The 11,429-nt window shown below is 68.5% G+C and carries 11 protein-coding genes; 4 read left to right on the top strand and 7 right to left on the bottom strand.

Annotated elements, in window-relative coordinates:
* Positions 1-97: 97 nt before the first annotated feature.
* Complete coding sequence (locus tag BMW26_RS04310) at positions 98-2,941, bottom strand: lamin tail domain-containing protein (RefSeq protein ID WP_072590863.1); 2,844 nt, start codon at positions 2,939-2,941, stop codon at positions 98-100.
* A gap of 165 nt (positions 2,942-3,106) precedes the next feature.
* Here BMW26_RS04310 and BMW26_RS04305 point away from each other — a divergent pair, with 165 nt between their 5' ends.
* Together BMW26_RS04305 and BMW26_RS04300 are read left to right on the top strand one after the other, a co-directional pair.
* A complete protein-coding gene (locus BMW26_RS04305) occupies positions 3,107-3,502 on the top strand; it encodes a YccF domain-containing protein (RefSeq protein WP_053098990.1) in 396 nt (131 codons plus the stop codon).
* 29 nt (positions 3,503-3,531) lie between these two features.
* The gene (locus tag BMW26_RS04300) at positions 3,532-3,993 is read left to right on the top strand and encodes a hemerythrin domain-containing protein (RefSeq protein ID WP_157557406.1); all 462 of its coding nucleotides are present in this window, start codon (positions 3,532-3,534) and stop codon (positions 3,991-3,993) included.
* A 6-nt stretch (positions 3,994-3,999) separates the two neighbouring features.
* Here the strand turns inward: BMW26_RS04300 and BMW26_RS04295 are convergent, their stop codons facing one another.
* On the bottom strand, positions 4,000-4,986 hold the full coding sequence (locus tag BMW26_RS04295; protein WP_072592220.1) for a glycerophosphodiester phosphodiesterase family protein: 987 nt from the start codon (positions 4,984-4,986) through the stop codon (positions 4,000-4,002).
* 87 nt (positions 4,987-5,073) lie between these two features.
* Between BMW26_RS04295 and BMW26_RS04290 the strand changes: the two genes are divergently transcribed.
* Together BMW26_RS04290 and BMW26_RS04285 are read left to right on the top strand one after the other, a co-directional pair.
* The gene (locus BMW26_RS04290) at positions 5,074-6,000 is read left to right on the top strand and encodes a Bax inhibitor-1/YccA family protein (protein ID WP_056277311.1); all 927 of its coding nucleotides are present in this window, start codon (positions 5,074-5,076) and stop codon (positions 5,998-6,000) included.
* Between the two features lie 159 nt (positions 6,001-6,159).
* Positions 6,160-6,432: a GlsB/YeaQ/YmgE family stress response membrane protein gene (locus BMW26_RS04285; protein WP_053098987.1), complete on the top strand. Its 273-nt coding sequence runs from the start codon at positions 6,160-6,162 to the stop codon at positions 6,430-6,432.
* A 77-nt stretch (positions 6,433-6,509) separates the two neighbouring features.
* Here the strand turns inward: BMW26_RS04285 and BMW26_RS04280 are convergent, their stop codons facing one another.
* From BMW26_RS04280 to BMW26_RS04260, 5 genes are all read right to left on the bottom strand, one after another.
* Positions 6,510-7,799 (bottom strand): RNA polymerase sigma factor, encoded by a 1,290-nt coding sequence (locus tag BMW26_RS04280; RefSeq protein ID WP_072590862.1) that lies wholly within the window; start codon positions 7,797-7,799, stop codon positions 6,510-6,512.
* 1 nt (position 7,800) lies between these two features.
* Positions 7,801-8,229 carry a YciI family protein gene (locus tag BMW26_RS04275; protein WP_053098985.1) on the bottom strand — a complete coding sequence of 143 codons (429 nt, stop codon included), beginning with the start codon at positions 8,227-8,229 and terminating at the stop codon, positions 7,801-7,803.
* 113 nt (positions 8,230-8,342) lie between these two features.
* Positions 8,343-9,281, bottom strand: a complete 939-nt coding sequence (locus BMW26_RS04270) for an L-lactate dehydrogenase (RefSeq protein WP_053098984.1) — start codon at positions 9,279-9,281, stop codon at positions 8,343-8,345.
* Positions 9,282-9,362: 81 nt separating this feature from the next.
* A complete protein-coding gene (gene guaA, locus BMW26_RS04265) occupies positions 9,363-10,949 on the bottom strand; it encodes a glutamine-hydrolyzing GMP synthase (RefSeq protein WP_072590861.1) in 1,587 nt (528 codons plus the stop codon).
* Entirely contained in the window at positions 10,946-11,416 is a 471-nt protein-coding gene (locus BMW26_RS04260; protein ID WP_053098982.1) for a DUF3817 domain-containing protein, read from the bottom strand. The genes guaA and BMW26_RS04260 overlap by 4 nt, the downstream gene beginning before the upstream one ends.
* Positions 11,417-11,429: the final 13 nt, after the last annotated feature.

Below are 11,429 nucleotides of genomic sequence, written 5' to 3'. Positions count from 1 at the left end.
GCTCTACGAGTCTAGGCCGCGCCACCGACACTGCCGGCGGATGGGGCGGATGCACGGGATCCCGTGCATCCGCCCCATCCTCGTCGCGTCGCTCGTGTCAGCTGACGCGCCGGCGCCGACCGGCGACAAGCGCACCGCCGACGACGAGCATCAGGGCCAGAGCGAGCAGGGCCACGGGCACCTCCGCGCCGGTCGCAGCGAGGTCGGCGGCACCGTCACGGTCGTCACCGGAAGGCGCGCCGCCGGGCTGGCTCGAGACCGGACCTTCGCCAGGAGTCTGCCCCGGGTTCTCCCCGGGCCCTTCGCCGGGCGTCTCTCCGGTCACTCCGGGAAGGGTGCCGACTCGCAGCGCCTCGGCGGCGAAACCGTCGGCGAACCACCAGACCGGACGCTCACCGTCGACCGACAGCGAGGCCGGGGCGGTCGCGAATCCCTCGTTGTTGATGTCGGGCATGCCGGCAGGGCGGGCGAAGTGCGCGATGCCGGGCTGTTCGGTGCCGTTCAGCGTGATCTGGGCCGACTGCCCCTGGCAGCCGTCGTCGCAGACCGCCCACAGCACGTCGAGCACGCTGTCGTAGTCGAGCGCCATGACGCCGGGCAGACCGGGTGCGATCTCCGACACCAGCGTGGCCCGGCCGTCGGCGCCGAGCGCGAACGCGTAGACGTGACCGTTGTCCTCGACCGCGACGAAGAACAGGCCGCCGCCGTGTCCGGCGTAGTCTGCCGAGTCGTACGGGGCCGCGGTGTTGACGTCGAAGAGTGCGCCGTCGAGAGCGCTGTCCGGCACCCACTGCACCGCCTCCATGCCGAGGTTCGCTCCCACGGCGGGGAGCGACGAGGTCAGATCCCACTCCTGCTCGGCGACGAGGTCGTCGGCGGCGGCTTCAGGGTCGACCTTCAGGATGGTGTTCTGGTTCACGCCCTTGGCGCTGTTGTCACGCTCGGAGGCGACGTAGACCGATCCCTCGCCGTCGACGGTGATGCCCTCGGTGTCGGGGCCTGCGGCGTTCGGGTCGCCGGCATCCTTCTGGAATCGCACGCGCTTGCCCGACTCCCACCCGGCGATCTGCGAGAACGAGCCGTCGGCGTGGGCCTCGAGCTTCCAGATGCGCCCCTCGCCGTTGTCCACGGCCCAGAGGAACGATCCGTCCGACGTCTCCTGCACGTCGAGACCCGAGCTGTCCTCGAGGAACGTCGGCGCGGTGTCGAGCACCCGGACGTCGGCCGAACCCGGCCATGGCGAGACGGGGATCTCGCCGGCGCAGATGTTCGCCGCACCCTTCGTGCTCTCCGCGGTCGCCGCGAAGGTGCCGGCGATGTCCGGGCAGCGCCCCCACGTGGTGGCCGCGTGCCCTGCGCCCCACGTGGTGGAGTCGATGAGCAGATCTCCGTCGAAGACGCGAACGGAGTCGCCGTCACCCAGACCGAAGCCGAGGTCCGTGCCCTCGATGACGAGGTATCCGCCCGCGGCGATGGTGGTCGCGGCCGGAATGACGTAGGAGTGGGTGTCGTCGTCGTCCTTCACGACGACGCCGGAGACGTCGAGGGCGGATGCGGTCGGGTTGACGAGTTCGATCCAGTCACCGGGCGATCCGCCGTCGGACTCGACCTCGTTGATCCGCACCGGGTTGCCGCACGCGTTGCGCTGGCCCTTGGTCGAGACCGCGATGTCGGCGAACTCTCCAGCTCCGTCCGCGCATCGCGCGAGGACGCCCGCCGCATGCGCCGCGTAGACGTGCTCGTCGACGATGTTGAGGTTCGCGTCGCGCAGCGTGACGGTGTCGCCGTTGCCCAGACCGAACACGAAGTCCTTCGGCTGGTCGAAGACGAGGTACGCGCCGGGTTCGAGCACGGTGCCCGCGGGCAGCGGCGTCGTCTCCGCCGCGTGGCCGACCGGGTCGCCGTCCATGACGGTCCAGCCGGAGAGGTCGACCGGTGTGCTGCCCGAGTTGACGACCTCGACCCAGTCGGTCGCGTCGCCGTCGGACTCGATCTCGTTGATCACGACGTCCGGCATGACGCACGTGTTCGTCGCCCCCGGGGTCGCATATGCGAGCACGAAGGCGCCCTCTCCGTCGGGGCAGCGAGCGAGGGTCGCGGCGATGGCGTCGCCGTCGATGGCGGCATGGCCGCTCCATGCCTGCGTGTCGTCGACCAGCACGCCAGCCGTGTCGAACAGGCGGATGCGGTCGGCGCTGCCGATTCCGATCGGATCGCGGAAGGCCGTCTCGACGCCACCGACGAGACCGATGGTGCCCTCCTCGACGACGAGGAACTCGCCCGCGGCGATCTCCGTGCCCGGCAGGAACTGCCAGCGGTGGTCGTCGGAGTTGTCGCGGATCTCGTAGCCCGAGATGTCGAGAGGGGCATCGCCCGCGTTGTGGAACTCCACCCAGTCCGCCGGCTGCGAGTCGACCTCATTGATCGCGATGGTGCCGCCCAGAGGTTCGTCGGATGCGAAGACGTTCGCCGCGCCCTTCGTGGACTCGGACGTCTCCGCCCATTCGACGATGCCGTCGACCTCCCGCGCTCCCCAGGTCACTGCAGCGTGAGCCGCCCACGATGTCTCGTCCACGAGCACGGCGCTCGGGTCGAACAGTCGCACCTGGTCTTCTTTGCCGAGGCCGAAGGCGAAGTCGCCCGCTCCGGCATCGGCCTGGTCGAGAACGAGATGCGCGCCGGGCTCGATCACCGATCCGTCCGGGAACGTGTACGCCTCATCTTCGCCGTCGTCCTTGACGACGAAACCGCTCAGGTCGACCGCGACGGCCGACGTGTTGACGAACTCGATCCAGTCGCCGGGTGCTCCCCCGCTCGACTCGACTTCGTTGATGCGGACACCGGGTTCGGCTCCGGTGGCGGCGAGCGGCACGGCGAGCAGGGCGGCAGCGCTGAGCGCGCAGACCGTCGTGACCGCAGCCGCAGAGTGCAGGCGGGACATAGGGCTCCTGAGGGAATCAGTCGGGTAGGACTCCACATCAGCGATCCCGCATGGCCGAACGACGGCGTGCAGGTGCACGGATGGTGAACGACCGGTGGCGGTTCGCCATCGGCCCGGGAGGCCGCGAACAGGCGGATGCTCAGACGTCGATGCGAGAATCGGCCCGTGCGCACGATCCTCAACATCATCTGGCTGGTCTTCGCCGGACTCGCTCTCTTCCTCGGCTACATGCTGGCCGGAATCCTGCTGTGCATTCCGATCGTGACGATCCCCTGGGCCATCGCCTCGTTCCGCATCGCCCGCTACGCGATCTGGCCGTTCGGGCGTGAGATCGTCAGCAAGCCGACCTCCGGAGTCGGCTCGTTCCTCGGCAACGTGCTCTGGGTCATCCTCGCCGGCTGGTGGTTGGCGATCGGACACATCGTCTCCGGCCTCGCGCTCTGCATCACGATCATCGGCATCCCGATGGGCATCGCCGACTTCAAGATGGTGCCCGTCTCGCTGATGCCTCTCGGCAAGGAGATCGTGTCGCGCCGCGGCGCCTTCGACCGCACGCTCTGACCGCGGATGCCGGCTCTAGAATTGCCGGGATGGATGCCGATCGCCTGATCGCCTGGGACGCAGAGCTGCGCCGGGCGCACACGAGACTCCGCGCCGCCCTCGAGGCCACGAGGGAGGCGGTGCAGGACGGTTCGGATGCTCCGGATGCCACGCGCGAGCTCGCGCTGTTCTGCATCGGCTTCTGCTCGGCCCTCGATGGGCATCATCTGAGCGAGGACCGCGCCCTGTTCCCCGCGCTGCGCGACCAGCACCCGGAACTCGGCGACGTGATCGCCAAGCTGACGCAGGATCACTCGATGCTGGCCCACCTGCTCGGAGGACTCCGCACGGCCGTCGAGAGCGGAGAGAGCAGTGAGACGCTGGAGCGCCACCTCGACGGCATCGGCGCGATCATGGAGTCGCACTTCCGCTTCGAGGAGCGCGAGATCCTCGAGCCGCTGCGAGCGCTCCACCTCGATCGCCCCGTTCCGGACGTGCTCGGCCCGTTCTGATCGAGGTCAGCCGCGAAAGAATCCGACCCCGAGGTCGGGGTGATCGACGAAGACCCCGTCGACTCCCGTGCGAGCGATGACGCCCCATTCGGCCTCGTAGTCCCCGTAGGCGCTCTTGCCTCCGTGGCCGCGGAACTCCGCCGAGAGGAAGGCGTTCTCCGGCCGGCAGGTCCAGGTGAAGACCGTGAGCCCGCGCGCATGCGCATCGGGGACGATCGAGTTGCCTGCGGCGAGCAGCATGCGCTTGTCGACGCTGATTCCGTCGACCCGGCCGACGAGCGCATCGAGTCCCTGCGGGGTGACGGTGGCCGCATACGTGGGCGCCTGCGTGCCCTGAGCGACGACCAGATCGTACGCGCGTCCCGACGCCTCTATCAGATAGACGTACGACGCCGCGATGCCTCGGGCCCTCAGCTGTCCGAGGATCGTCGACTCGAAGGACTCCACGATCAGCGGCAGCTCGCCCTCGGCCCACCCCGCCGCACGCAGGTCGCGTTCGATCAGCGGCGCGAGGTCGAGGCCGATGCTCGCGAAGTATGTGGCGTGCTTGACCTCGAGCACCACGCCGATCTCGCGTCCGTGCTCGACCGAGCCGGCCCGGACGATGTCGAGCACGTCGGTCAACCGCAGGATCGCCTGCGAACCGTCGAAGCTCGCGCTCGACACGCGCACCTTCGGAAGGCGCTCCCGGCTGCGCAACGTCGTGAGCTCATCCCAGGTGAAGTCCTCGGTGAACCAGCCGGTGAGGGCCTCGCCGTCGACGCGCTTGGTCGTCTTCCGGTCGGCGAACTCCCGGTGCTCGGCCACATCCGTGGTGCCGGAGATCTCGTTCTCGTGCCGCACGATGAGCACGCCGTCCTTCGTGGCGACGACGTCGGGTTCGACCGCATCGACTCCCATCGCGAGGGCGAGCTCGTATGACGAGCGACTGTGTTCCGGACGATAGCCGGGCGCACCGCGATGCCCGATCACGAGAGGCGATTTCCTGGGCACGCTCTCAGCGTAGAACACCCTGATGACCTGCCCTTCCGGGTATCGTGGAGGAAAGCGACCTACAACCCACTTTGGAGTGAGGCCCACATGAGCAACTTCGCCTTCAACAACCCGGCGTTCCAGCAGCAGGATCCGCGCAACGTCGCGACCTACCCGGGTGCCCCGCAGGGAGCGCAGGGGGCGCAAGCCGCGTCGTTCCAGCACGGCACCATGGACGCCGCGGCGAACGCACAGCTGGAGGGCATGTACGCGGCTCCCCCGGCCGGAGCGATCGAGACCGACCGCATGTCCGTCGAGGACACCGTCTGGAAGACCGCCGGACTCTTCGCCATCCTGCTCGTCACCGCCGCCGTCGGCTGGTTCCTGACTCTGGGCGGCGTCGCCGCTCCCGAGCTGAACCCTTACAACCGCTTCGAGCCGAACCTCATGCCGTGGATCGTCGGCGCGCTCGGCGGCTTCGTGCTCGCGATGGTCATCACGTTCACCTCGCGCAAGAAGGTCCGCCCCGCGCTGATCTTCGCCTACGCCGCATTCGAGGGCCTCTTCATCGGCGGCATCTCGGCGTTCTTCGAGGTCCTGTGGCCCGGCATCGTCATGCAGGCGACCCTGGCCACGGTCTCGGTCGTCGGCGTGACCCTCGCTCTCTTCGCCAGCGGCAAGGTCCGCGCGTCGAAGAAGGCCACCAAGATCTTCATGATCGCCATGGTCGGCTACCTCGTGTTCTCGCTGCTGAACCTCGTGCTCATGTGGACCGGCGTCCTCCCCCAGGGACAGGCGTTCGGCCTCTACAGCGCTGAGATCTTCGGCATCCCGCTCGGTCTGATCATCGGCGTCCTGGTCGTCATCATGGCGGCCTACTCGCTGGTCCTCGACTTCGACCAGATCCAGCAGGGCGTGCGCAACGGCGCTCCCCGCAAGTACGGCTGGCTCGGCGCCTTCGGCATCATGGTCACGGTCGTCTGGCTCTACGTCGAGATCCTGCGCATCATCGCGATCGTCCGCGGCAACAACTGACCGCGAACCGCCTCACTCAGAGGCCCGTCCCTTCGGGGGCGGGCCTCTTGGCATATCCGAGGCCTCCAGCGCAAGGGGTTGGCTGATAATCAGCTGAGAGGGCACAGTGGATCACACGAGCCTTGGCACCCCAGGGCTCACGAAACAAAGGAGCTGAACATGAGCTTTCTCGGATTCCTTCTTCTCGGCCTCATCGCCGGAGCCATCGCGAAGCTGATCCTTCCCGGCAAGCAGGGTGGCGGATGGTTCATCACCCTCCTGCTCGGCGTCGTCGGCGCCCTCCTCGGCGGCTGGCTCGGAAGCCTGATCCTGAACCGTCCTCTCACGGAGTTCTGGGACCTGGGCACGTGGCTCCTCGCCATCGGCGGCTCGATCATCGTGCTGCTGATCTACGGCCTGATCGTCAACCGCGGCAGCAAGGCCCGCAGCTGACCTCATAGCAACACAGGAAACCGCCCTCTTCCCCAGCGACGCTGGTGAAGAGGGCGGTTTCTCTGTGTGCCGTCTGCTCAGCGCGCGTCGGCCTTGGCCTGCAGCAGCGCCCGCTCCCTGTCGTTGCCTGCGAGCGCTGCGGCGACGGCGAACTCGCTGCGCGCCTCCTCCGCGCGACCGAGTCGCAGCAGCAGTTCCCCCCGCGTCGCGGGCAGCAGGTGGTAACCGGCCAGCGCACCCGAGGCGCCGAGCCGGTCGATGATCTGCAGAGCGGATGCCGGGCCCGTCGCCATCGCGACGGCAGCCGCCCGGTTGAGCTCCACGACCGGCGAGGGAGCGATCCGACCGAGCGCCTCGTACAGGAGCACGATCCGCTCCCAGTCGGTGTCGTCGACGGACGCGGCTGTCGCATGGCATTCCGCGATCCCCGCCTGAAGGCCGTAGGGGCCGCGACCCGAGCCGAGTGCGTCAGCGGCCGCGAGCGCAGCACGTCCCCGCGCGATGCGGCTGCGATCCCAGCGACGACGGTCCTGGTCGGACAGGAGCACCGGTTCGCCGTGGGCATCGATCCGGGCGGGGAACCGCGCGGCGGTGAGCTCCATCAGGGCCAGCAGGCTGTGCACGTCGCGCTCGCGCGGCATCAGCGCGGCCAGCACCCGCGTGAGTCTGATCGCCTCGAGACTCAGCTCGGGGCGCATCCAGTCGGGACCGCTGCTCGCGGCGTGCCCCTCGTTGAAGATCAGGTAGAGCACGCCCAGGATCGCTCCCAGGCGCTCTGCGTGCTCCTCCCGTGGTGGCATCTCGAACGGGACCTGCGCCGCACCGAGAGTCTTCTTGGCCCGCACGATGCGCTGCTGCACGGTCGCCGTCGGCACGAGGAACGCCCGGGCGATCTCCTCGCTCGACAGGCCGCCCACCACGCGGAGGGTGAGCGCCACCTGCGCCTCGCGCGAGAGCACCGGGTGGCACGAGATGAAGATCAGCCGCAGCACGTCGTCGTCGACCGCATCCGGGTCCCAGGGCGGCGCGTCTGCGGCATCCGCCTGCTCTCGCTCGAGGTCGTGGGCGAGCACGGCCATCCGGTCGTCGAGACGTTCGCGGCGCCGCCAGCCGTCGATCGCCTTGCGCTTCGCGACCGCCGTGAGCCAGGCGGCGCCGTTGCGCGGCACGCCCTCGACCGGCCACTGCCGCAGGGCATCGAGCAGCGCCTCCTGCGCGAGGTCCTCGGCGAGGCCGAAGTCGCCGACCACACGCGTCAGGGTCGCGACGATCTTCGCCGACTCGATGCGCCACACGGCGGCGACGGCCCGCCGCACGTCCTCGTCGGGTGCGTGGCGGACCGTCTCGCGGTGTGCGGAGTCGGTCATCTCACTGCTGGGCGCGACGCGCCTCTTCCTCTTCGCGCCAGCCCTTCTCCTTCTCGATCCACTCGTTGTCGGCCGGGAAGTCGGACTCGTCGGTCACACGCCGCACCTCGAGGAACGACCCCTTGCCGAGGGGAGCCCTGCTCGCCCACTCCGCCGCCTCTTCACGACTGGAGACCTCGAGGATCCAGAAGCCGTTGAACAGCTCCTTCGTCTCTCCGTAGGGGCCGTCGGTGATGAGAGGCTTCTCGGCGCTGAAGTCGACGACGAATCCCTCCGCCGCGTCGCTGAGGCCCTCGCCCGCAGCCAGCACGCCGGCCTTGATCATCGACTCGTTGTACTTGCCCATCGCCTCGATGACCTGCTCGAACGGCATCTCCTTGTACGCCTCGACCGCTTCGTCGTTCGAGCGCATGATCAGCATGTACTTCATGGTGTTCTCCTCGGTGGTGGGGCCGCCTGTCGACCCTCTCATTGAAGACGTCGAACGAAGGTGCCGCAGATCGACATCTCCGCGAAAAAACTCTGGGATTCTCCGGTGGCCGTTCAGTCGAGCTCGTCGACCGCAGCCCGGATCGCGTCGGCCGAGGCCCGCAGCAGTGCGAGTTCGTGCTCGCTCATGGGCGTCTCGGCCAACGGCACGGCCCCGGCAGCGCCCACCACCGAGGGCACCGACAGCGCGACACCGCGAAGCCCGTATTCGCCGTCGAGCACCGTCGCGACCGGAAGCACCGCCCGCTCGTCGTGCAGCACTGCCTCGGCGATGCGGGCGCAGCTGACGCCGATCGCGAGATTCGTGGCTCCCTTGCCGCGGATGACGGCATAGGCCGCATCGCGCACCTCGACGGCGATGCGGTCGAGCTCGTCGACGGTGAACGGCTCATCGGCGGGCCAGTCGAGAATCGGCACCGAGCCGATGGTCGCGTTCGACCAGAGCGGGAACTCCGTGTCGCCGTGCTCGCCCACGATGTCGGCGTGCACGCTCGCGGTGCTCACATTCGCGCGATGCGCGAGCCGCCAGCGCAGACGCGACGTGTCGAGCACGGTTCCGGATCCGAAGACGCGATGCGGCGGCAGGCCCGAGACACGCTGGGCGACGACCGTCATCACATCGGCCGGATTCGTGACGATGATGAAGACGGCGTTCGGCGCGCGCTCGACGAGCTGGGGCATGAGCTTCTCGAGCAGACGAGCGTTGATGCCCGAGAGCTCCATGCGGGTCTGTCCCGGCTGCTGCTTCGCTCCGGCGGTGACGACGATCACGTCGCTGCCCTCGACGACGGCGAGGTCGGAGCCGCCGCTCACGGCCGCGGAGGTGAACTGCGTCCCGTGCGCGAGATCGAGCACCTCGGCATCCACCTTGTCGGTGGCGATGTCGTAGAGCGCGACCTCGGCCGCACTCCCCCGGATCAGCGCCGCATACGCGACGCTGACGCCCACACTGCCTGCACCGATCACCGTGATCTTCGTCCGCGCCTTGGTCATACGCTCATCCTGCCCGAAATAACGCGAACGGGCACGGACCGTGATGGTCCGTGCCCGTTCGAGATCAGGTGAGCGAGACGCTCACTCCCATTCGATGGTCCCCGGCGGCTTCGACGTCACGTCGAGCACGACGCGGTTGACGTCGCGCACGCCGTTGGTGATCCGGTTGGAGATCTTGGCCAGCACGTCATAGGGCAGGCGTGTCCAGTCGGCGGTCATGGCGTCTTCACTCGACACCGGACGCAGCACGATCGGGTGGCCGTAGGTGCGTCCGTCGCCCTGCACGCCGACCGAGCGGACGTCGGCGAGGAGAACGACCGGGCACTGCCAGATGTCCTGGTCGAGTCCGGCCTTGGTGAGCTCCTCGCGAGCGATGGCATCGGCCTCGCGGAGAATCTCGAGGCGGTCCTGCGTGACCTCGCCGATGATACGGATTCCGAGGCCGGGGCCGGGGAACGGCTGGCGCCCGACGATGGCCTCGGGGATGCCGAGCTCGCGGCCGATCGCACGGACCTCGTCCTTGAACAGCGCGCGCAGCGGCTCGATGAGCTCGAAGTCGAGGTCATCCGGCAGTCCGCCGACGTTGTGATGCGACTTGATGTTCGCGGTGCCTGCACCGCCGCCCGACTCGACGACGTCGGGGTAGAGCGTGCCCTGCACGAGGAACTTGACCGGGGCGCCGCCCGAGGCCTTCGCCTCGGCGACGAGGTCGAGCTGCACCTTCTCGAAAGCGCGGATGAATTCGCGCCCGATGATCTTGCGCTTCTCCTCGGGGTCGGTGACGCCCTTGAGATGACCGAGGAAGACATCTGCCGCATCGACCGTGATCAGACGCACGCCGGTCGACTCGACGTAGTCCTTCTCGACCTGCTCGCGCTCGCCCTTGCGGAGAAGGCCGTGGTCGACGAACACCGCGGTCAGCTGGTCGCCGATCGCCTTGTGCACGAGCGCGGTCGAGACCGCCGAGTCGACACCGCCGGAGAGGGCGGAGATGACGCGGGCGTCACCGACCTGCTCGCGGATGCGCTCGACCTGCTCGGCGATCACGTTGTCGCTGTTCCAGTCGGAGGCGAGCCCGGCTCCCTTGTGCAGGAAGTTCTCGAGCACCTGCTGTCCGTGGTCGGAGTGCTTGACCTCGGGATGCCACTGCACACCGTAGAAGCCGCGCTCCTCGTTCGCGAACGCCGCGACCTTCGTCGCGTCGGTCGTGGCGAGCACGTCGAACCCCTCGGGCGCCTTGGCGACCTGGTCGCCGTGGCTCATCCAGACGTTCTGCGCTGCCGGCTGGCCGCCGAGCAGCGTGCCGCCGTCGCCGGAGATGACGGCATCCGTCGCGCCGTACTCGCGAAGCCCGGTGTTCGCGACCTCGCCGCCGAGCGTCTGCGCCATGTACTGGAAGCCGTAGCAGATGCCCAGCGTGGGCACTCCGAGGTCGAACACGGCCGGGTCGAGGCGCGGGGCGCCCTCTTCGTAGACCGACGACGGACCACCCGAGAGGATGATGGCGACGGGGTTCTTCTCGGCGATCTCGGCGGCCGTGGCGGTGTGCGGCACGATCTCGCTGTAGACACCCGCCTCACGCACTCGGCGGGCGATCAGCTGCGCGTACTGCGCGCCGAAGTCGACGACGAGCGCGGGGCGCTGCTGGGTCTCGGACTGTTCGGTCACCGGACACCTTCCGTGGCAGGGGCGGGGGCCGCGGCGGCCTCCCGGGAAGCGAGGTAGGCCTTGACGTCGCGGGCGACGATGGCCTCCATGAAGAACGACAGCAGCGGGATGACGCCGCCGAGCGCGAGCAGGATGAAGCGCAGGAACGGCCAGCGCATCAGGCTCCACATCCGGAAGCACGCGAAGAGGTAGACGACGTAGAACCAGCCATGCGCGACGAGGATCGAGAGCGAGATGTTGAGTCCGTCGCCGGTCGATTCGAGGCCCTCGGGTCCCTCGACCACGGGTGCGAACCACAGCAGACCGCCGGATCCCCCTGCGAAGAGCTCGAGTCGGATCGGCGTGTACTTCAGCACCATCTCGGCGACCAGCAGGAGCAGCATGACTCCGGTGATGATCGACGCGATCTGGTAGAACTTCAGCGCACCACGGATCGCCGGAAAGCTGGCGACTTTCGGTTCGGGCATGGCTCCAGTCTAG

Source organism: Microbacterium sp. 1.5R (genome assembly GCF_001889265.1).
Taxonomy (GTDB): Bacteria; Actinomycetota; Actinomycetes; order Actinomycetales; family Microbacteriaceae; genus Microbacterium.
Note: the sequence above shows the minus strand (reverse complement) of the source record. Positions and strands in the feature narration are given on the sequence as shown.

What these genes read in the sequence shown, in the direction of transcription:
- BMW26_RS04310 (WP_072590863.1), bottom strand. Translation starts at nt 2,941, where the DNA reads ATGTCCCGCCTGCACTCTGCGGCTGCGGTCACGACGGTCTGCGCGCTC.
- BMW26_RS04300 (WP_157557406.1), top strand. Translation starts at nt 3,532, where the DNA reads ATGGATGCCGATCGCCTGATCGCCTGGGACGCAGAGCTGCGCCGGGCG.
- BMW26_RS04290 (WP_056277311.1), top strand. Translation starts at nt 5,074, where the DNA reads ATGAGCAACTTCGCCTTCAACAACCCGGCGTTCCAGCAGCAGGATCCG.
- BMW26_RS04285 (WP_053098987.1), top strand. Translation starts at nt 6,160, where the DNA reads ATGAGCTTTCTCGGATTCCTTCTTCTCGGCCTCATCGCCGGAGCCATC.
- BMW26_RS04280 (WP_072590862.1), bottom strand. Translation starts at nt 7,799, where the DNA reads ATGACCGACTCCGCACACCGCGAGACGGTCCGCCACGCACCCGACGAG.
- BMW26_RS04275 (WP_053098985.1), bottom strand. Translation starts at nt 8,229, where the DNA reads ATGAAGTACATGCTGATCATGCGCTCGAACGACGAAGCGGTCGAGGCG.
- BMW26_RS04270 (WP_053098984.1), bottom strand. Translation starts at nt 9,281, where the DNA reads ATGACCAAGGCGCGGACGAAGATCACGGTGATCGGTGCAGGCAGTGTG.
- BMW26_RS04260 (WP_053098982.1), bottom strand. Translation starts at nt 11,416, where the DNA reads ATGCCCGAACCGAAAGTCGCCAGCTTTCCGGCGATCCGTGGTGCGCTG.